Here is a 19,319-nt window from a genome sequence, read left to right as displayed (position 1 = left end):
AACGCCCTGACCGCCCCGCGGAATCCCCTGGCGGCACTGAACAGCCCCCGTTCACGGGCCTGTTGGACGGCCCTCCGGTGTTCCTGACGGTCGCAGGACGAAGCCCACGCCGCGCACCGTGTGCAGCATCCGGGGCCGGCCGCCCGCCTCCAGCTTGCGGCGCAGATAGCTGACGAAGGTGTCCACGGCGTCCGTCCGCACCTCGAAGTCATAGCCCCAGACGCGGTCCAGCAGCTGATCGCGGGTGAGCACGATCCCGGCGTTGCGGGCGAACATGTCCAGCAGCTCGAACTCGCGCCGGGTGAGCCGCAGCGGCGTCCCGTCCAGCCACGCCTCCCGGGCCTCCGGCGCCATCTCCAGCGCACCGGCCCGCACCCGGTCGGTGGCAGCGGGCGGACGGCGGCGCAGCAGGGCGTGCAGCCGCAGCACCAACTCCTGGAGCGCGAACGGCTTGACGAGGTAGTCGTCGCCCCCGGCCTGCAACCCAGCCACCCGGTCGGCCACCTCGTCCAGCGCCGAGAGCATCAGGACGGGGACGTCATTGCCGTCCCCGCGCAGGGCGCGGCACACCTCGATACCGCTGAGGTCGGGCATGGAGATGTCCAGGACCACCACATCGGGCGCGCCGTCGCGCACCGCGGCGAGCGCGGCGTGGCCGCCGTCCGCGAGGGTCACGGAGAACCCGTTGAGCCGCAGCCCGCGCTCCAGGGACCGCCGTATGGCCGCGTCGTCGTCGGTCACCAGGACGCGACCGCCACCTGTCTCTCCCATGTCCCTACCACCTCCGGCCGGGCATGGTACGTGGCCCGCGGTGCGCCCGGCCCGGCCCAGGGGCCCGTATGGCCTTTGGGCCAATTGACTCTGTCCCGTCCGCGCCGTGGGATAAGCGTGGTTCACCCCTTTCCCGCCGCGCCCGCCCAGGAGCCGGTGTGTCCTCCGCCCGCGAAGGAGCCAGCGTGTCCCAGCCCGCCACCACCCCGGACGCCCTGGACGCGCCGGACGCCCCGGACGCCTTGGAGGCGCCGCACGTCCCCCGCACCCCGGACACCCTGCAGGCCCTGGACGCCCTCGGCCCCAAAGGGCCCTACCGCTCCCGTCACCGCCTCACCATCAGCGAGGTCACCGGCACCCCCATGGCCGAACTCTCCCTCGTGCCCCGGCTGTTCGTCACCCGGGCCCTGGCCGCGCTGCACGCCGCCGCCACCCCGCCGCTGGAGGAGCGGCTGGCCGCGCTGAAGCGGGCGGGGGAGCTGTTCGCCACCGGCACCGTCGCCGGGATGACGGCGGCGGCGTACGAGAGCGCGGTGTGCCGGATGTCGGGCACACCGCTCGCCAATGTGCGGATCGCCGTGGAGGCGATACGGCTCAGCGCCACCGAGGCGTACCGCAGCGTCCAGGCGGCCCGCCCGGTGGGGGCGGTGGGCGACTGGCGCGATCCGTACGCCCGCAGCGGCACCGCGGTGTGGATCCGGCGCGGCGATGTCTTCGCCGTGCACGCCGCCGGAAACCACCCCGCCGTGCACGCCCTGTGGCTGGAGGCGCTGGCGCTGGGCTACCGGGTGGCCGTACGCCCCTCCCGCCGTGAGCCGCTCACCCCGTACCGGCTGGTCAGCGCACTGCGCGAGGCGGGTTTCGGGACGGATCAGGTGGTGCTGCTGCCCACCGACCACGACGCGGCCGGGGAGATCCTGCACGGTGCGGATCTGTCCATGGTCTACGGCGGGCAGGAGGTCATCGACCGCTACGCCACCGATCCGGCCGTGCTGCCCAACGGTCCCGGCCGCTCCAAAGTCCTGCTCACCGCCGACCGGGAGTGGCGCGACCACCTCGAGGTCGTCGTCGACTCGATCGCCCGCCATGGCGGCACCGCGTGCGTCAACGCCACCGCCGTGCTCGTGGAGGGCGATCCGGCGCCGGTCGCCGAGGCGCTGGCGGAACGGCTCGCCGCGCTCCCCAGCCTGCCGCCACAGGACGAGAAGGCGGTGCCGCCGGTCCATCCGCTCGAGACCGCGCGCGGCTTCGAGCGCCTGCTGCTCGGCAAGGCCGCGGGCGCCCGGGCGTGGCTGGGCGGCGACGGAGTGGTGGACGACCTCGGCGACGGCAGCGCGGTGTTGCGCCCCGCCGTCTTCCAGCTCGACGATCCGCGGGACCCGCGGCTGGGCATGGAGCTGTCGTTCCCCTGCGTCTGGGTGGCCCCCTGGACGCGTGCGGCGGGGGTCGCCGCGCTCCGGGACAGCCTGGTCGTCACGGCGATCACCGGGGACGAGGCGCTGCTGGACGCGCTGCTCGCCGAGCCGTCCGTCAAGAACCTCTACATCGGGGACCACCCCACGCACTGGATCGCCCCGGGCATCCCGCACGACGCGTATCTCGGCGAGTTCCTGATGCGTACGAAGGCCGTCATCCGCGGCTGACGGCGCCGACGCGGCGTCGCCCGTCCTGACGGCGCCGATCCCGCGCCGCCTGTCCCCGATGGCGCCGATCCGGCGTCGTCTGTCCCCCACGAGGAGCATGAGGAGCAACCCGTGCCGACAGCTTCCCTTTCCGTGCTCGACATCCCCTTCGACGAGCGCCCCGACCCCGACGAGTACATCCGCGCCGCCATGGAGTGGCACTTCGGCCCGGACACCGGCTCCCCGTTCTGGCTGCGGAAGGCGCGCACGCTGGACTTCGACCCGCGCCGGGACGTCAAGGGCGTCGCCGATCTCGCCCTCTTCCCCAATGTCACCGGGGAGTTGCGCGAGGTGCCGGTGCGCGATCTGATCCCCCAGGGCTACGGCGCCGACACCCGGATCGTCGGTGTCTTCGAAAGCGGCGGCACCACCGGCGCGCCCAAGCGGATCGTGTGTCTGCGCGACTGGCTGGACCGTCTCACCCACGGGCTGAGCGCCGACCTCGACGGGCTGGGCATCCCGCGCGGGGTGGACTGGCTCGCCATCGCGCCCAGCGGCCCCCATATGGTCGGCGAGATGGTCGCGGGCACGGCCGCCCGGCACGGTGGGCTGATGTTCCGCGTCGACATGGATCCGCGGTGGGTGAAGAAGCTGATCTCCGCCGGGAAGGCCGAGGAGACCGACGCCTATGTGAGCCACCTGGTGGAGCAGGCGGCGTACGTGCTGCGCACCCAGGACATCGGGGTGCTGATGACCACCCCGCCGCTGCTGGAGCGGCTGGCCCGGCATGACGACCTGATCGAGCTGATCGGGGAGAAGGTCAAGGGCATCATGTGGGGCGGCGCCCATATGGACGCCGACACCCGCGATCTGCTGCGCACCGAGGTCTTCCCCGGCTGTGCGCTCTACGGCACCTACGGCAACACCATGATCCTCGGCGGCGCCACCGAGCGGCTGGGGCTCGGCCCGGACGAGCCGTGTGTCTTCGATCCGCGCACGCCCTTCGTCACCTTCTCTGTGGTGGACCCGGCGAGCGGGGAGCCGGTGCCGTACGGCGAGCGCGGCCAGGTGGTGATGAACCACGTCAGCAAGTCCGCTCTGCTGCCGAACAACCTCGAGCGCGATCTGGCGATCCGCGTCCCGCCGCCCGAGGGGGCGGTGGGGGACTCGGTGGCGGATGTGGGGCCGGTCGCGATGTTCGACGACGAGGTCGTGATCGAGGGCGTCTACTGACGGGCGGCATACGGCGGGGGCATACGGCGGGGGGCATACGGCGGGCGGCGGGGCGGCGCCGCTGACGCCGGGCCACCTCAGGCAGCCGGACGGCGCGGCTGACGCCAGGCCCCCACCAGGCGTTTGCCCACGTTCCGCCATGGACCCATTCAGTCGCGACAGTCGCAGTGGTTACGATCTGGCGCGATGGGCAGAGGGCAGGGCGGAGAGGGCCACATACGGAGGGACGCGGTGCGCGGCACCGTGCCGTCCGTCCTCTGCCGTGCCGTGCTGCTGCTCGCCGCGGCGATATGGGTGGCGCCCTCGTGCGTCCATCCCGCCGCCGATCACAACGGCCTGTCGACGGGGTGCCCGCGCCGCCCGACGGACACCGCCGCGTGGGCCGAGCCGCACGAGGAGCCGGTCACCTATCCGTCTCCCGGGCACGGCCCGTCCGACGTCTCCGGCTCCGGCACCGGCACCGGAAGCGACGACTGTGTCACGGGCCCCCGGGGCGTGGTCCAGGCCCTGGTGCCCACGCCCGTACCCCCGCTCTTCCTCGCCGAGGTTCCGCCGCCCGGCGGCCACCGGAATCCGGACTCCGTCCGGGCGCCGCCCGACCGCCCCGTCCGCGCCCTCGGCCTCCATCAGCTCCAAGTGCTTCGGACCTAGGCCGGCGCCGGTAACCGCGATGCACCGCTCCACCCATCCAGCGTGCGAACTGCGCGAACTGCGCGAACTTTGAGTACTCCGAGGACAAGGACAGCCATGGGCTCCAAGGGATCGAAGACGAAGGGCACCGCGGCCGACCGCCGCGCGAAGATAGAGGAACTGCGCCGCGCGGAGAAGGCGCGCGAGCGCAGGTTCCGGGCCATCACCATCACCTCCGTCACGGTGATCGTCGCCGGACTCGCCGTCGGGGGCTACTTCCTCGTCGACGCGAGCAACAAGAAGGACGAGAAGGAGGCCAAGGTCACCTCCGCGGTCGTGAAGACCGGCGAGTTCAAGGGCATGAAGACCTGGAAGAACCTGGGCCGGACGCATGTCCAGGGCACGGTGAAGTACGCGATGTCGCCGCCGGTCGGCGGAAACCACAACCAGGTCTGGCAGAACTGCAACGGCGACGTCTACACCAAGCCGCTGGCGAAGGAGAACGCGGTGCACGCGCTCGAGCACGGCGCGGTGTGGGTGACGTACACCGACAAGGCGTCGAAGGAGGACATCGCCGCCCTCTCGGAGCGGGTGAAGAAGACCCCGTACTCGATGATCAGCCCCTACCAGGAGCAGGACGCCCCGATCGTCCTCAACGCCTGGGGCAACCAGCTGGACATCCAGAAGGCGTCGGACCCGCGGGTGGCCGCCTTCTTCAAGAAGTTCGTCCAGGGCAAGCAGACGCCCGAGCCCGGCGCCTACTGCACCAACGGAAAGACATCGTGAGCGACGGGACCGCCGTCGGCCGCGCCGCACGCCAGCCGCTGGTAGCGGGAATCGCCGCCGCCCTCGCGCTGCTGACGCTGGTGGCGGTGGCCGTGCTGTGGCTGACGAGCGACCGCTCGGAGGGCACGACCGACACGGGTACGCCGAAGGACACCTCCGCCGAGGCCGGTTTCGCCCGCGACATGTCCGTCCACCACCAGCAGGCGGTGGAGATGTCGTTCATCGTGCGCGACCGCACCGGCGACGACGAGGTGCGGCGGCTGGCGTTCGACATCGCCAGCACGCAGGCCACCCAGAGCGGAATGCTGCAGGGCTGGCTGGACATGTGGGGGCTGGACAAGACGTCCGAGGACCCGCCCATGACGTGGATGAAGAACGGCATGGACGGCATGGACCACGGCTCGATGAAGGGCATGGACGGCGGCGGCACGTACAAGCCGCACGACGGCTCGCTCATGCCGGGCATGGCCACCAACACGCAGCTCGACGAGTTGCGCAAGGCCAAGGGCAAGGCGGCCGAGGTGCTCTACCTGAAGCTGATGACCGCCCATCACAAGGGCGGCGTCGAGATGGCGAAGGGCGCGGTCGAACTGGTCAAGGACCCGACCGAGAAGCATCTGGCCACGACCATGGTCCAGGGCCAGCAGTCGGAGATCCAGCTGATGGCCGACATGCTCAAGGCACGCGGCGCGTCCTCCTGACGCCCCGCCGATGGCGCCCCCGCCCCCCGGGGGCGCCATCATCCCTCGCCATCACCCTTGCGTACGAACACCCCGGAGCGGGTGGCCTGATACGTCGTCTCGACGGTGGTGTGCACCAGCCGCTCGTCGATGAACCCGCGCAGAATGAGCACCCGGTAGTAGAGCGGCGCCGCCAGTGCGGCGATGACCTCCTGCGGATCGGTGTCCTCGGGGATCTCCCCCCTCTCGACCGCCTGCCGCGCGATCAGGGTCACCTCCTCGATCCGCCGCACGAACGCGGCGCGGACGATCTCCTCGACCCGGGGATCGTGCGCGGCGGCCGCGAGCAGCCCCTGGAGAACGTTGCGGTTGCGCAGCGCGTTGTTGAAGTCCGCGATGGCCTGCGTGAGTTGCGTCAGGTCCCGCCGGAAGTCACCGGTGTCCGGGGTCGGCAGCGCCGAACCGCGCTCGGCCAGCAGCTCGACGACGACGCCCTCCACCGTGCGCCAGCGCCGCCGGATGGTCGACACATGCACCCCCGACCGCTGGGCTAGCCGGTCAAGGGTGAGCGCGGCGAACGAATCGCGGTCGAGCTCCTCGTAGGCGGCCGCCAACACGGCGGCACGAGTACGGGCCGTACGCCCCCCGGGGCGAGCCGACCCATGCGGTGGTCGCTCTGTCATGACGCGCCGACTGTACGGCCCCTCCACCCTCGTGAGCACCAGATCTTCACGACATCCGGGCGCCCTACGCCCGGTAACCCATTGCACGGCGTACACGCCCCTCGCTATTGTGACACCCGTTATCTAATGCTCGCGACAGCGCATTAGGCCAACGGGGCGCAGAGTTGCCGGACCTTCCTCACGAGGGGAAGGAAGGTCCAGCACGCCCCCATCTCTTCCCGCCGCGCGACGCTCCCGGCTCGATACCAGCAGGGCCCGCGCGCAGGTGGACGACGACGCGTTGACGGCGAAGGCCCCGGACCGTACGGGGTCCGGGGCCTACCCGTGCTCAGAGGGCGGGTCAGTGTGCGGTGGCGGTGGCGGCCTGGTCGATCAGGTTGGTGACGGCCTGGGGGTGGGAGACGGAGACGGCGTGGGAGGCGTTGATCTCCAGGGTGCGGGAGTGCGCGCGGTCGGCCATGAAGCGCTGGGCGGCCGGCGGGATGTTCTTGTCCTGGGTGGCGAGCAGGTACCAGGACGGGACGGTCTGCCAGGCGGCCGTGGCCGCCTTCTCCTCCAGGGCCGAGGCGGCGACCGGGCGCTGGGTGGCGGCCATCAGGTCGGTCTGCGCGGTGGGGACGTCGGCCGCGAACTGGTCATGGAACTTCTCCGGCTTGATGTACAGGTCGGTTCCGGTGCCGCCGTCGGGCAGGGGGAAGGGGACGGAGTTGAGGGTCTCACCGAGGGTGCTGCCCGGGTACTTGTTGGACAGTTCCAGCGCGCTCTCGCCCTTGTCCGGGGCGAAGGCGGCTATGTAGACGAGCGCCTTGACGTCCGGGTCGCCGACGGCGGCCTCGCTGATCACGGCGCCGCCGTAGGAGTGGCCGACGAGCACAATCGGGCCCTGGACGCTCTTGAGGACGCTGTGGAGGTAGGCGGCGTCACCGGCCAGTCCGCGCAGCGGGTTGGCGGGGGCGACGACCGGATAACCCGCGTGCCGCAGGCGCTTGATGACGCCGTTCCAGCTGGAGGAGTCCGCGAACGCGCCGTGCACCAGCACCACCGTGGGCTTCTTCTCCGACGGGCGGTGTGCGGCCTTGGCGGCGGTGGCCGGGGTCGTGGCCGCCAGTGACAGGGCGGCCAGCGCGGCGAGCGAGTCGGCGAGGACGGCCTGGGTGCGGATCGGGCGAAGCAGGGACTTGAGGTTCATAGCGGAACTCTCCTTCTCCTCAGGGGCGCGACGACAGCGCCTTCGTCTGCGGCCCCTGGCTTGTTGTCCGGGGCGACACCGAGAAACCTAGCGAACAATTACCTCGTGCACAAGTAAGTTGTGCGCAAGTTTCTAGAGGGCGAGCTTCTAGAGGGCGAGAGAAGTGCGACAATGGCTCACCACGCCACCGACCGACGGCCAAAGAAGAGGAGGGGACCGGTGAGCGACACCCACACCCCGACATCCGGCGAACCCGGCCGCCCCGGCGAGCCCTCGCTGCTGCTGGACGACCAGTTCTGCTTCACGCTGTACGCCGCCTCACGCGCGGTGACCAGCGTCTACCGCCCGCTCCTCGACGAGGTCGGGCTGACCTACCCCCAGTACCTGGTCATGCTCGTGCTCTGGCAGCACCGCACCGCCCCCGTCAAGGACCTGGTCACCACCCTGCACCTGGACTACGGAACGCTCACGCCGCTGATCAAGCGACTGGAGACGCACGGTCTGCTCAAGCGGCAGCGCCGCCCCGACGACGAACGCGTGGTCGAAGTGGCGCTCACCCCCCAGGGCGCCGCACTCCGCGAACGCATCCGCACCGTCCCGCTGGCGATCGGCGAGGCCATCGGGCTCAGCGAGGACGAGATCAAGACCGCGCAGGAGCTGCTGCGCCGGCTGACCACCAACGTCGAGCGGCACGCTTCCGGCAACGGCAACCGGCCGGCCGGAAACGGGCCAGCCGAATCCACACCCTGAGTCGCGGAAAGGCCCTGTCCCCCGGCGGTGGCGACGCACCACCGGCGGACAGGGCCGGAGGACTGACGGTCAGTGCAGGTGGGCCGGGGTGAACCGGACGGGGAGGGCGGCCACGCCGCGCATCATCAGCGTGACCCGCCATTCGAGGTCGTCCGGGGCGACGGACAGGGTGACGTCCGGGAGGCGGTCGAGCAGGACCTCGACGGCGGCGCCGGCGATGACCTGGGCGATCTCACGGGCGGCCGGGGGGCAGCCGTGCTTGCCGTGGCTGAAGGCCATATGGGCCTGGTTGCCACCCGCGCCGGAGTGGAAGTCCGGGCGTACGTCGGGGTCGGCGTTGGCCGCGGCGAGGCCCAGCATCAGGCAGTCGCCCTTCCTGATGCGGGCTCCGCCGAGCATGGTGTCCTCGGCGGCCCAGCGGCCGATCCAGAACGGGACCGGGGTGTCCTCCCACAGCACCTCGTTGAGCGCCTGACCGACGCTGCGCCGGCCGCCGGAGAGGGTGATGGCGAACCGTTCGTCCGTCAGCATCAGCCGGAGGGCGTTGGCGATCAGGTCGCTGGTGGGCTGCTGGACGGCGTAGACGCTGCCGAGCAGGTCGTTGACGATCTCGTCGTCGGTGAGCCCGGCCGGGTGGGCCACCAGATGGGCGGCGATGTTGACCTGGTCGGGGTCCTCCCGGACGCGCTTGATCAGCGCCTCCGTCCGGGTCTGCATATTCCGCAGCGCGAGGGGGGCGTCGTTCCCGGTGAGGTGGAGCGCATCGTCCTGGATGGCGGCCGATTCGGTGTCGTCCAGACCGTACAGCCGGGTCACCACCCGCAGCGGGATCTGACTGGCGTACTCCGCCACCAGATCGGCCCGGCCGCTGCCCGCGAAGGTGTCGATCAGCCGGTCGGCGACGCGCTCGCACTGCGCGCGCAGTTCGAACTGGTCCACCGCCGCCAGACCGTCCCAGATCGCCTCGGCCCGCCGCTGGTGCTCGGCGCCCTCGCTGAACAGCATGGTCGGGCGGTAGCCGACGAAGCTCATCAACTCCCAGTCGGGCGGCACCAGATGCCAGGAGTGCCAGCGGCGGGAGTCGCGGGCGAACAGATGGGGATCGGTGGTGACCCGGACCACCTCGCGGTAGCCGAGCACCGCCCAGACGGGGACCGTGCCGTTCAGCAGGACGGGCACGACCGGGCCGTGGTCCCGGCGCAACTCCCGGTAGAGCTCGAGCGGTTCGTCCCGGAAGCGCTGGTAGTCCAGCGGCACCGACCCGGTGGGCACCACCCCGTCGGACGGCGCGGGGGCGGACCGGAAGACGGGCTCGGGCGGCGGGTCCTCGGGCGAGTCCTCCGGCAGGTCCTCCGGCAGGTCCTCGAACGAGGGCGTCGGGTCAGGGGTGGTCACGCGGTGCTCTCCCCGGCGGCGCCGTTGGTGGAAAGGGAGTAGAGGTAGCGGGCGAGCGCGACCAGTACGGCCTTGCTGGAGTCGCGCTTGCGGGCGTCACAGTCGATCATCGGCACCTCGGGCGGGAGGTCGAGGGCCTCCCGCACCTCCTCCAGCGAGTGCCGCGGCTCGGTGAAGTTGTTGCGGGCCACGATGAACGGCGTGCCGTGGTGTTCCAGCCGGTCCAGCGCGTACCAGGAGTCGGACAGCCGATTGGTGTCCACCAGGACGACCGCGCCCAGGGTCCCGGAGAAGAGCCGGTCCCACAGGAACCAGAACCGCTCCTGGCCCGGGGCGCCGAACAGATAGAGCACCATCTGCTCGTCCAGGCTGATCCGGCCGAAGTCGAAGGCCACCGTGGTGGTGGTCTTGTTCCGCACGAACGAGGCGTCGTCGATGCCGACGCCCGCCTGCGTCATCGTCTCCTCGGTGCTCAGCGGGCGGATCTCGCTGACCGACCGCACCATCGTCGTCTTGCCGACGCCGAACCCGCCCACGATCACGATCTTGAGACCGTTGCTCGCGCTCTCCGGCAGCGGAGCGTGTCCGGTGCTGCCGGGGAGTGCCATGCTGACGGTGTCGTCAGAGATTCTGGAGTGCAACGAGCACCTTCTTCAGGGTTTCGGGCTCGGGCAGCCGGCCGCCGGGGCGGGCCGCATGCGGATGGCGCGCGGTGATCCGGCCGGTGTCCAGCAGATCGCACAGCAGGATCTTGACCACGCTGACGGGCAGTTCCAGATACGAGGAGATCTCCACGACCGACAGGGGGCGGCGGCACATCCGCAGGATCCGGACGTGCTCGGACTGCATCCCGGGGGTGGGGTCGCTTTCGCTGACGATCAGCGTGACCATGTCGAACCGGCTCTCGTCGGCCCGGCTGCGGCCGCCGGTGACGGTGTACAGCCGGTCCGGCCCCTCCTTGTCCAGCGGCCCTCGGATCATGTCGTCGCCCCGCCGCCGCTGTCGCCCGCGACCACCCTCGGGGCGGCTCGCAGATGGTCGCCGATCTGCTCGACCAGCTCGTTCATGTTGTGGCCGATGACGCCGACATCGGCGTCGTCATGGGCCACCACGGCGAGATGGGCGCCTTCGCCGGCCTCGACGATGAACAGAATTCCCCCGTGGAACTCCGTCATCGACTGCCGTACGCCGCCGCTGCCGTCGCCGAACTCGATGGACGCGCCATGGGCGAGGCTCTGGATGCCCGACGCGATGGCCGCCAGCTGATCGGCCTGGTCCACGGACAACCCGGAGGAGAGGCACAGTTTGAGCCCGTCCCGCGACAGCACCAGCGCGTGGCGTGACCCCGGGGTCTTCTCCAGCAGGTTCTCCAACAGCCAGTCCAAGCTGCGGTCAGTGGTGTTCATCGGCGTTCCTTCTGTCACGGCTTGTCGTTCTCGGCAGGCTCGGCGGACTCGGCGGACTCGATGTGCTCTGCGGATACCGAAGGCTCGGTGTCACACGGGGCACCGGTGGTGGAACCACCGCGGGCCGCCTGGCGGAAGGCGCCGAAGCGGGCTCCGGCTTCCTCGGGTCGTGGACGGCTGTTCTTGGCCTTGGGTTCCGCCTCGGCCGCCTGGGCGGCCGCCCGGGTGGCGGCGGCCAGCGTCTCGCCACGGCGCCGCTTGGGCAGTCCGTTGACGGGCCGTGAGGGCTGCGCGGCGGGATCCGGCGCGGACGACGGCGAAGGGGACGGCGAGGTGCCGGGTGCGGAGGCGGGGGCCGCGGTGGTGGTGGCCGTGGACGCGACAGCCTGGGCGGACGCCTGCCGGGGGACCCCGGAGCGCACGGAGCCCGGTGCGTCGACGACGATCGCGTCCTGGTTGACGTGCGTGATCAGCTGCTGCGGGATCAGGACGACCACACCGGTGCCGCCCCGCGCGGACGGCCGGAAGGAGACGGTCAGCCCGTGCTTACGGGCCAGACAGCCGACGACCGCCAGACCCAGCCGGGTGCCGGACAGGCTCATCAGGTCCAGGCTCTCGGAGGAGACGGACTTCTGGGCGCGATCCAGGGCGGCCGGGCCCATCACGAGTCCGCCGTCCTCGATGGTCACCACGACGCCCGCGTGCGTCTCCTCGACGTACACATGCACCTCCTCGGTGGGAGGCGAGAAGCTGGCGGCGTTGTCCATCAGTTCGGCGAGGGCGTGCATGACGCCCTCGGCCGCGTAACCGGCCACCGCGGCGTTGCTGGCCGAGTGGACCCGTACCCGCTGGAAGGCGCTGATCCGGCCGATCGCGCCGCGCAGCACGGACTCCATGACGATCGGCTTGGTCCAGCGGCGCCCGGAGCGGGCACCGGTCAGCACCGCGATGCTGTCCGCGATCCGGCCCGCCTGGGCGGTGGTGTGGTCCAGCTTCAGCAGATCGCCGAGGACGGTCTCGTCGTGGCGGTTCTCCATCTCCCGCAGATCGGCCAGCATGCTGGTGGCCAGCGCCTGGACCCGGCCCGCGGCGTTGGCGCACGCGGCCATCGCGGAGGCGCGCATCCGCTCACCGTCGCCGATCTCGCGGAGCAACGCCCGCAGCAGCAGCTGATGGGCCCTGCTGGTGGGGCGCTCCATGCGGGTGATCACGGTATCCACGGAGCCGCCCTCGCGCAGTCTCCGGACCGCGGACGGAATCGTTTCCTCGGCGAGCCGGGTGGCCTCGATCTCCTTGGCGGCAGCCGTGGTCTCCAGCTCCGTGACCCGCTCCTGGAGACGGCCGATGGTCCGCGAGCGGTTGGTGGCGACCGCGAGCGCCACCCCCAGCAGCACGGCGGCCACTCCGCAGAAGACGGCGACGGCGGCGCGCTGGGCGGACGGCACGGCGGTGGTCACCCACAGTCCCGCTCCACCGGCGACGACGGCGGCCAGCAGGGGGACGGTCAGGGCCCCCCGTGTCACCGAGGGCCCTTTGTACGGATGGCTGGATATGTGTGCTGACATCTATCAGGTCCTCATGGGCGCGTTGAGGGTTTTTGGCTGGACCACGCGGACATCAAGCCGTGGGCGCCACATGTTAGTAGAGTCACGTCACTTTGACCGGTCCCGCTCATCACATGAAGCATGACGGTCCGTCAAGTCGGAGCGTCGAGAAGCGTCACCTTCCGGACGCATATGCCGCTGCCATCGCTCGCACGCGTTACGGACCCGGAAACGTCACGGATCCGGAAGCGTCCCGTCCCCGAAGTTTCACGGAATCGCCAGCTCGGCCCAGATGACCTTGCCGTCCGAGGTGTAGCGGGTGCCCCAGCGCTCGGCGAACTGGGCGACCAGGAAGAGCCCCCGGCCGCCCTCGTCCGTCGTCGCCGCGTACCGCAGATGCGGGGAGGTGCTGCTGGTGTCGGAGACCTCGCAGATCAGGGCCTTGTCGCGGAGCAACTGCACCCGGATCGGGCCGGTGGCGTGGCGGATGGCGTTGGTGATCAGTTCGCTGAGCACCAGCTCGGCGGTGAACGCCGCCTCGTCCAGCCCCCACTCCGTCAGCTTCCGCATCACCTCGGCGCGCACTCCGGCCACGGCGGCGGGGTCGGACGGCACGTCCCAGGAGGCCACCCGGTCGTCGCCCACGACCTGGGTACGGGCGGCGATCAGGGCGATGTCATCGCTCGGGTTGCTGGGCAGCAGCGCGTCCAGCACCTCGGTGCAGATCTCGTCGGGCGTGCGGCCGGGGTGGGACAGGGCATCGCGCAGCATCTCCAGGCCGGTGTCGATCTCCCGGCGGCGGTCCTCGATGAGCCCGTCGGTATAGAGGACGAGATGGCTGCCCTCGGCCAGTTCCACCTCGGCGGTCTCGAACGGCAGCCCGCCCAGGCCCAGCGGCGGCCCGGCGGGCAGGTCGAGGAACTCCACGGAGCCGTCCGGACGCACCAGCGCGGGCGGCGGATGACCGGCCCGCGCCATCGTGCACCGCCGCGTCACCGGGTCGTAGATCGCGTACAGGCACGTCGCCCCGGTGATCCCCTCATTGCCGACGCCCTCGCCATCCGGCCCACCGGGACCCTCGTCCTGGTCGATCCGGGCGATCAGATCGTCGAGGTGGGACAGGATCTCATCGGGCGGGAGATCCAGCGTGGAGAAGTTGTGCACCGCCGTCCGCAGCCGACCCATCGTCGCCGCCGCATGCAGACCGTGCCCCACCACATCGCCCACCACCAACGCCACCCGCGCTCCGGGCAACGGAATGACGTCGAACCAGTCGCCCCCGACCCCCGACTCGGCCGGCAGATAGCGGAAGGCCACATCCAGCGCGTTCTGCTCCGGCAGGGCGCGGGGCAGCAGACTGTGCTGCAGGGTGACCGCCATGGTGTGCTCGCGGGTGTAGCGGCGGGCGTTGTCGATACAGACCGCGGCGTGCGCGGCGAGCTCCTCGGCGAGGGACACCTCTTCCTCTTCGAAGGGCTCGCGCTGCTTCATCCGCCAGAAGTTGACCACGCCCAGCAGCACGCCCCGGGCCCGTAGCGGCACGGTGACCAGGGACCGGACGCCGTATTCGATGACCTTGGCGGTCTGCTCGGGGTCCTGCGCCTGCCAGCCGGTGGCCTCGGTGAGATCGTCCTCGACGACCGGCTCACCGCCGCTCAGCCCGAACGCCTGGGGCGAGGTCGGGACGAACGAGAACACCCGGCCGACCGGATAGAAGGGGTGGCCCTGGCCGGGCCGGATCCCGTGGACCGCCTCCCGGCGCATCTCGACACCGCCGACCGCCAGCGGCTCATCGCCGCGTGCCACGGGCTCCGCCAGGTCGACCGTGACGAAGTCGGCGAAGCGGTCCACCGCCACCTGGGCCAGCTCCTGGGCGGTCCGGGCCACATCGAGCGTGGTGCCGATCTCCACGCTCGCGTCGTACAGCAGCTTGAGCCGCTTCTGCGCCACGTCGGCACGGCCGGAGAGGGCGCGCAGTTCGGTGGAGTCGCGCAGGGTGGCGACGCTGCCGGGCGGGCCGCCGTCGCGGTCGGTCAGCCGGTTGTTGATGGCCAGCAGCCGGTCGCCGGCCACCAGCACCTCGTCGGTGACATCGCGCCCGGAGGCCAGGACGTCGGCGACATGGGGATCCAGGCCCAGATCGTCGACCAGCCGCCCCTCCGGGCGCGGCGGCAGATCGAGCAGCCGGGACGCCTCGTCGTTGGCCAGCACCAGCCGCCCGTCGCCGTCGACGATCAGCACGCCCTCGCGCACCGAGTGCAGCACCGCGTCATGGTGCTCGTACATCCGCGTCATCTCGATCGGGTCCAGGCCGCGGGTCTGCCGCCGCAGCCGCCTGCTCACCAGGGCGGTGCCGCCGGTGGCGAGGACGAGGGAGGCGGAGACGGCGCCGACGAGCAGCGGGAGCTGGCGGTTGGCGAGCCCGCTCACCTTCTGGATCGTGATCCCCGCGCCCACCAGGCCGACGACCTTGTGATGGCCATTGAAGATCGGGGCGACCGCCTGCATCGCCGGGCCGAGGGTCCCGGGGCGGCTCTCGGTGATGGTGTGCCCCCGCAGCGGGGGGCCGATGGTGCCGATGAAGTGCTTGCCGATGCGGTCGGGCTTGGGGTGGGTGAGCCGGATGCCCTGCGGGGTCACCACCACGACGAAGTCGAGCCCGGATTTCTTCCGGGCGGCCTCGGCCCTCGGCTGGAGCGCCTTGGTCGGGTTGCGGCTGTGCAGGGCCTGGACGATGCCGGGGGAGTTGGCGAAGGCCTCGGCGACCGCGACGGACCGGCCGCGGGCCTCGTCGGTGGCGTCGTGCCGCACCTGGAGCACCAGGGCGATGGTCGCCGCCGCGCCGAGCAGCAGCACGATCACGAGTTGGAGGACGAAGACCTGGCCGGCGACGCTGCGGACGCTCAGCCACGATCGAAAGCGCCGGCCCGCCACCTCCGGGCGCTCCCGGCGCCGACTCCGTGGGCGCCGACCGGGGATCATGCGGGCAGCCCACGATCGACCCATAAACCGGGCCATACACATACATCTACACCGGGAGATCCTGGAAGGCGAATCTCCGCTTCCATCGGCCAGGCGGCCACGATAACGCGCGCCCGGTGCGCGACTTTCCGTACCGGTCCGATTGCGGAGCGCTTCCATGGGCCGCATTCACGAGGGGCGAGGTGCCGAAGGCGGGGGTCTATGCAAATCTGAGAAAAAGGGCAATTCACCCTTATTGCCGTCAATCGGTGTCACTGCGGCATCGATTGCACCTGACGAAGGAGCCCGACATGGCCAGTCACGCCGGTGGAGTTCAGACAGGGGTCGCCCCGGGCCACGCGCACCGGGCGGTGAGCGGATGGTTCGTCTTCGCGGCGGTCATGATGATCTTCAGTGGGCTGATGAACCTGCTCCAGGGCATCTCGGCCATCCGGACCGACCAGGTGTTCCTGGTCACGCAGAGCTATATCTTCCAGTTCGACCTCGCTGGCTGGGGATGGGTCCACTTCGGCGTCGGCATCGCCCTCCTGCTGTCCGGGGTCGCGGTGTTCACCGGAGCGATGTGGGCCCGTATCGCGGGCGTGGTGCTGGCCGGGCTCGCGCTGATCGCCAACTTCCTGTGGCTGCCGTACTACCCGCTCTGGGCCACCGTGCTGCTCATCGTCGACGCCCTCGTCATCTGGTCGCTGTGCGCCGGGCCGAGCCGCAGCGGCGTGGGACGCGGCGAAGCGGGACGTACGGCCTGAGAGCCGCGGTGCCTGGCTTCCCGGCGGGGTGCGGGGCAGGCTGGAGCCATGCTGCTGGCTGATGTCGCGCTGACGTCCCGCCAGGTCGCGGCCACCTCCGCCCGCTCGGAGAAGACCGCCGCGCTGGCCCGGCTGTTCCGGCGTACGGAACCGGCCGAAGCGGCCGTGGTGATCACCTACCTCGCGGGCAAACTGCCCCAGCGCCGGACCGGAGTGGGCTGGTCCACCCTGCGCCACCGGCGGGAACCCGCCGCCGAGCCGACGCTCGCGGTGCTCGATGTGGACGAGGCCCTGACCCGGGTCGCGGCGGTCTCCGGCACCGGCGCGACGGCGGCCCGCAAGCGGCTGGTGGGCGAGCTGCTGGCCGCCGCGACCAAGGAGGAGCAGGGCTTTCTGCTCGGGCTGATCGGCGGGGAGCTGCGGCAGGGGGCGCTGGAAGGGCTGGCCCTGGAGGGGCTCGCCCAGGCCGTGGGCGCACCGGCCGCCGAGGTGCGGCGGGCGGTGATGGTCGGCGGTTCGCTGGGCACCGTCGCCGAGGCGCTGCTGGCGCGCGGCCCGGAGGCGCTGGCCGACTTCCGGCTCGAGGTAGGGCGGCCGGTGCTGCCGATGCTCGCGCAGAGCGCCAAGGACCTCGACGAGGCCATGGACCGACTGGGGCCGTGCGCGGTCGAGGAGAAGCTGGACGGGATCCGGGTGCAGGCGCACCGCGACGGCGAGGATGTACGGATCTACACCCGCACCCTCGACGAGATCACCGACCGGCTGCCGGAGGTCGTCACGGCGGCACGGGAACTGGCGGTGGACCGGGCGATCCTCGACGGTGAGGTGATCCTGCTGGACGCCGACGGGCGGCCACGGCCGTTCCAGGAGACCTCCGCCCGGGTCGGCTCCCGGCTCGATGTGGCCGGGGCGTCGGCCGCGCTGCCGCTGTCCCCCGTCTTCTTCGATCTGCTCCTCGTGGACGACCGCGATCTCCTCGATCTGCCGGCCCGCGAGCGCCACGCCGAACTGACCCGGATCGCCCCCGGGCCCCGGCGGGTGCGGCGGCTGGTGGCCGACGACCCGGCGGACCCGGAAACCCGGCGGGCGGCACGGGAGTTCGCCGCGGACGTGCTGGCCCGGGGGCATGAGGGGGTGCTGGTCAAGGCGCTGGAGGCGCCGTACGGCGCGGGCCGGCGCGGGGCGTCCTGGCTGAAGGTCAAACCGGTGCACACGCTGGATCTGGTGGTGCTGGCGGCGGAGTGGGGACACGGCCGCCGCACCGGGAAGCTGTCCAACCTCCACCTTGGCGCGCGAGCGGCGGACGGCACGTACCTGATGCTGGGCAAGACCTTCAAGGGGCTCACCGACGCGCTGCTGGAGTGGCAGACGCAGGCGCTGCTGGGGATCGCGGTCAGCGACGACGGATGGGTGGTGCGGGTGCGGCCGGAGCTGGTGGTGGAGGTGGCCTTCGACGGGCTGCAGCGCTCGTCCCGCTATCCGGCGGGCGTCACGCTGCGGTTCGCGCGGGTGCTGCGCTACCGGGAGGACAAGCCGGCGGATCAGGCGGACACGGTCGAGGCGGTGCTGGCGCTGCGCGGCGAGTGACCGGCCGGGGCCGGGCGGTCCGGGGCCCAGGACCACGAGACCCCGGGCCGCCAGGCGGTCCGGGGTCGGGCGGGATCGGGAGCGATCAGGAGGGGTTCTCCGCGTGGGTCAGGGTCTCCCAGCCCAGGAAGAGGCTGTTGGTGCCCGCCGGGCGCTGCTGCTCGGTGAGCTTCTGGGTGTTGGCCATGGCAATGCCGAGGCGGGTGTGCAGGGCGTTGTAGCCGACCTCGGTGATCGGGCCGAGACCCCGCTTGACGCTGCCGCCGCACAGCCAGGACGGCACGCTCTCGCCCAGTTCGTACTTGGACTGGAAGCCCAGCGCCTGCCGCAGCCGCTCGCCCACCTCGGGGTAGAGGTCCTGGCCCTGGATGCGGCTGGTCTCGGCGACATGCGCGATGGAGGCGATGCCGTATCCGGTGTGGGTGAAGTCGCGGCAGGTCTCCTGGGTGAGGCCGGTGACGAAGGTCGTCTGGCCCTGCCAGTACTTGACGATCTTGTCGCGGGTGTCCAGGCCGCTGCCGGGCGCGGTCTTGGGCAGGGAGCCGTCGGACTGCAGGTAGATGTAGGCGGGGACGCGGCCGCGGAACTTCGCGACGGCCTTGTCGTAGCTGGCCCGGTCGTCGAGGAAGACGGAGATGCCGGTGGCGGCCTCCATCATCACCAGCTCCCAGTTGCCGTTGGAGTTCGAGCCGCCGATGACCTTCGGGAGGTAGACGTTCCGCAGCATGGTGGAGAAGCGGCTGATGGAGGCGTCGGACCAGCCGTCGTAGGTGTAGCGGATGATCTCGGCCGCCCGGGGCCAGGAGGATCCGGCCCAGCCGGTCTGCAGCGGGGCATTGCTGTTGGTGTGGTCCTTGATGGTGGCGGACCAGGCATCCATGATCTGGATCGCCTTCTCGGCGTAGCGGCTGTCGCGGGTGATGTACCAGGCCAGCGAGAGCGAGTAGGCGGCGAGCGCGTCCTGGCGCTCATCGGTGCAGCCGAGGTTGGGGTCGGAGTACGGGCCGCATTCGACGACCGCCCGGGGCTTGGGGGTGCGCGACAGCGAGGCGTACGGGCTCGACAGCATCGCGTCGTACGCGCCCTTCCAGGGCTGGGCGCCGGCGTTCACCTTGGAGCGGACGAAGTCGAGCTGGGCCTGGCTGACCAGGACGCCGGGATGGGTGAAGGCGGCGGCCTTGGGCTCGGCGGACCGATGGGTCTGCCCGGCCGTGGCCGGACCACTGAGGATGCCCGCGAACAGCGCGGCCAGCGCTGCGGCGAGGGCGAGATACAGGGCTCTGGTGCGCATGGGGGCGGCTCCTGACGGTGGGGT

General features: G+C 71.3%; 18 protein-coding genes. 8 read left to right on the top strand and 10 right to left on the bottom strand.

Annotated features, from left to right (window positions below; all coding sequences use genetic code 11):
• Positions 1-51: 51 nt before the first annotated feature.
• On the bottom strand, positions 52-771 hold the full coding sequence (locus ACFYOY_RS05905; protein ID WP_137966655.1) for a response regulator transcription factor: 720 nt from the start codon (positions 769-771) through the stop codon (positions 52-54).
• Positions 772-1,049: 278 nt separating this feature from the next.
• Here ACFYOY_RS05905 and ACFYOY_RS05900 point away from each other — a divergent pair, with 278 nt between their 5' ends.
• The 5 genes from ACFYOY_RS05900 to ACFYOY_RS05880 all read left to right on the top strand — a co-directional run bounded on the left by ACFYOY_RS05900 (position 1,050) and on the right by ACFYOY_RS05880 (position 5,743).
• Positions 1,050-2,414 (top strand): aldehyde dehydrogenase family protein, encoded by a 1,365-nt coding sequence (locus tag ACFYOY_RS05900; protein WP_388585296.1) that lies wholly within the window; start codon positions 1,050-1,052, stop codon positions 2,412-2,414.
• A 111-nt stretch (positions 2,415-2,525) separates the two neighbouring features.
• Positions 2,526-3,626 (top strand): AMP-binding protein, encoded by a 1,101-nt coding sequence (locus tag ACFYOY_RS05895; RefSeq protein ID WP_388585043.1) that lies wholly within the window; start codon positions 2,526-2,528, stop codon positions 3,624-3,626.
• Positions 3,627-3,812: 186 nt separating this feature from the next.
• Positions 3,813-4,277, top strand: coding sequence for a hypothetical protein (locus ACFYOY_RS05890; RefSeq protein ID WP_351883461.1), 465 nt, complete (start codon positions 3,813-3,815; stop codon positions 4,275-4,277).
• Between the two features lie 96 nt (positions 4,278-4,373).
• The gene (locus ACFYOY_RS05885) at positions 4,374-5,042 is read left to right on the top strand and encodes a DUF3105 domain-containing protein (protein WP_351883463.1); all 669 of its coding nucleotides are present in this window, start codon (positions 4,374-4,376) and stop codon (positions 5,040-5,042) included.
• Positions 5,039-5,743, top strand: a complete 705-nt coding sequence (locus ACFYOY_RS05880; protein ID WP_351883465.1) for a DUF305 domain-containing protein — start codon at positions 5,039-5,041, stop codon at positions 5,741-5,743. Before ACFYOY_RS05885 ends, ACFYOY_RS05880 begins: the two co-directional genes overlap by 4 nt.
• 38 nt (positions 5,744-5,781) lie before the next feature.
• Here the strand turns inward: ACFYOY_RS05880 and ACFYOY_RS05875 are convergent, their stop codons facing one another.
• Together ACFYOY_RS05875 and ACFYOY_RS05870 are read right to left on the bottom strand one after the other, a co-directional pair.
• Complete coding sequence (locus ACFYOY_RS05875) at positions 5,782-6,405, bottom strand: TetR-like C-terminal domain-containing protein (RefSeq protein ID WP_351883467.1); 624 nt, start codon at positions 6,403-6,405, stop codon at positions 5,782-5,784.
• Positions 6,406-6,745: 340 nt separating this feature from the next.
• Positions 6,746-7,594 (bottom strand): alpha/beta fold hydrolase, encoded by an 849-nt coding sequence (locus ACFYOY_RS05870; protein WP_388585038.1) that lies wholly within the window; start codon positions 7,592-7,594, stop codon positions 6,746-6,748.
• A gap of 219 nt (positions 7,595-7,813) precedes the next feature.
• Here ACFYOY_RS05870 and ACFYOY_RS05865 point away from each other — a divergent pair, with 219 nt between their 5' ends.
• Entirely contained in the window at positions 7,814-8,344 is a 531-nt protein-coding gene (locus ACFYOY_RS05865; protein WP_351883471.1) for a MarR family winged helix-turn-helix transcriptional regulator, read from the top strand.
• Between the two features lie 69 nt (positions 8,345-8,413).
• On the opposite strand, the gene ACFYOY_RS05860 is transcribed toward ACFYOY_RS05865, so the two are convergent.
• The 6 genes from ACFYOY_RS05860 to ACFYOY_RS05835 form a co-directional block, all read right to left on the bottom strand.
• Positions 8,414-9,739 carry a cytochrome P450 gene (locus ACFYOY_RS05860; RefSeq protein ID WP_388585035.1) on the bottom strand — a complete coding sequence of 442 codons (1,326 nt, stop codon included), beginning with the start codon at positions 9,737-9,739 and terminating at the stop codon, positions 8,414-8,416.
• Positions 9,736-10,380 (bottom strand): ATP/GTP-binding protein, encoded by a 645-nt coding sequence (locus ACFYOY_RS05855; RefSeq protein WP_388585032.1) that lies wholly within the window; start codon positions 10,378-10,380, stop codon positions 9,736-9,738. Before ACFYOY_RS05855 ends, ACFYOY_RS05860 begins: the two co-directional genes overlap by 4 nt.
• Positions 10,361-10,720 (bottom strand): DUF742 domain-containing protein, encoded by a 360-nt coding sequence (locus tag ACFYOY_RS05850; RefSeq protein WP_351883477.1) that lies wholly within the window; start codon positions 10,718-10,720, stop codon positions 10,361-10,363. The genes ACFYOY_RS05855 and ACFYOY_RS05850 overlap by 20 nt, the downstream gene beginning before the upstream one ends.
• A complete protein-coding gene (locus ACFYOY_RS05845) occupies positions 10,717-11,145 on the bottom strand; it encodes a roadblock/LC7 domain-containing protein (RefSeq protein WP_351883479.1) in 429 nt (142 codons plus the stop codon). Before ACFYOY_RS05845 ends, ACFYOY_RS05850 begins: the two co-directional genes overlap by 4 nt.
• 14 nt (positions 11,146-11,159) lie before the next feature.
• Positions 11,160-12,710, bottom strand: a complete 1,551-nt coding sequence (locus tag ACFYOY_RS05840; RefSeq protein ID WP_388585028.1) for a sensor histidine kinase — start codon at positions 12,708-12,710, stop codon at positions 11,160-11,162.
• 246 nt (positions 12,711-12,956) lie between these two features.
• The gene (locus ACFYOY_RS05835; protein ID WP_388585025.1) at positions 12,957-15,707 is read right to left on the bottom strand and encodes a SpoIIE family protein phosphatase; all 2,751 of its coding nucleotides are present in this window, start codon (positions 15,705-15,707) and stop codon (positions 12,957-12,959) included.
• A gap of 254 nt (positions 15,708-15,961) precedes the next feature.
• Here ACFYOY_RS05835 and ACFYOY_RS05830 point away from each other — a divergent pair, with 254 nt between their 5' ends.
• Together ACFYOY_RS05830 and ACFYOY_RS05825 are read left to right on the top strand one after the other, a co-directional pair.
• On the top strand, positions 15,962-16,417 hold the full coding sequence (locus ACFYOY_RS05830) for a hypothetical protein (protein WP_351883485.1): 456 nt from the start codon (positions 15,962-15,964) through the stop codon (positions 16,415-16,417).
• Positions 16,418-16,465: 48 nt separating this feature from the next.
• Positions 16,466-18,004 carry an ATP-dependent DNA ligase gene (locus ACFYOY_RS05825; protein WP_351883487.1) on the top strand — a complete coding sequence of 513 codons (1,539 nt, stop codon included), beginning with the start codon at positions 16,466-16,468 and terminating at the stop codon, positions 18,002-18,004.
• Between the two features lie 85 nt (positions 18,005-18,089).
• Here ACFYOY_RS05825 and ACFYOY_RS05820 read toward each other — a convergent pair whose 3' ends face one another.
• Positions 18,090-19,295 (bottom strand): alginate lyase family protein, encoded by a 1,206-nt coding sequence (locus ACFYOY_RS05820; RefSeq protein WP_388585021.1) that lies wholly within the window; start codon positions 19,293-19,295, stop codon positions 18,090-18,092.
• Positions 19,296-19,319: the final 24 nt, after the last annotated feature.

The sequence above is a fragment of the Streptomyces sp. NPDC007875 genome, from assembly GCF_042868035.1.
GTDB classification, from domain to species: domain Bacteria; phylum Actinomycetota; class Actinomycetes; order Streptomycetales; family Streptomycetaceae; genus Streptomyces; species Streptomyces antimycoticus.
The sequence above is the reverse complement of the archived record's forward strand: the minus strand, read 5'-3'. Positions and strand labels throughout refer to the sequence as shown.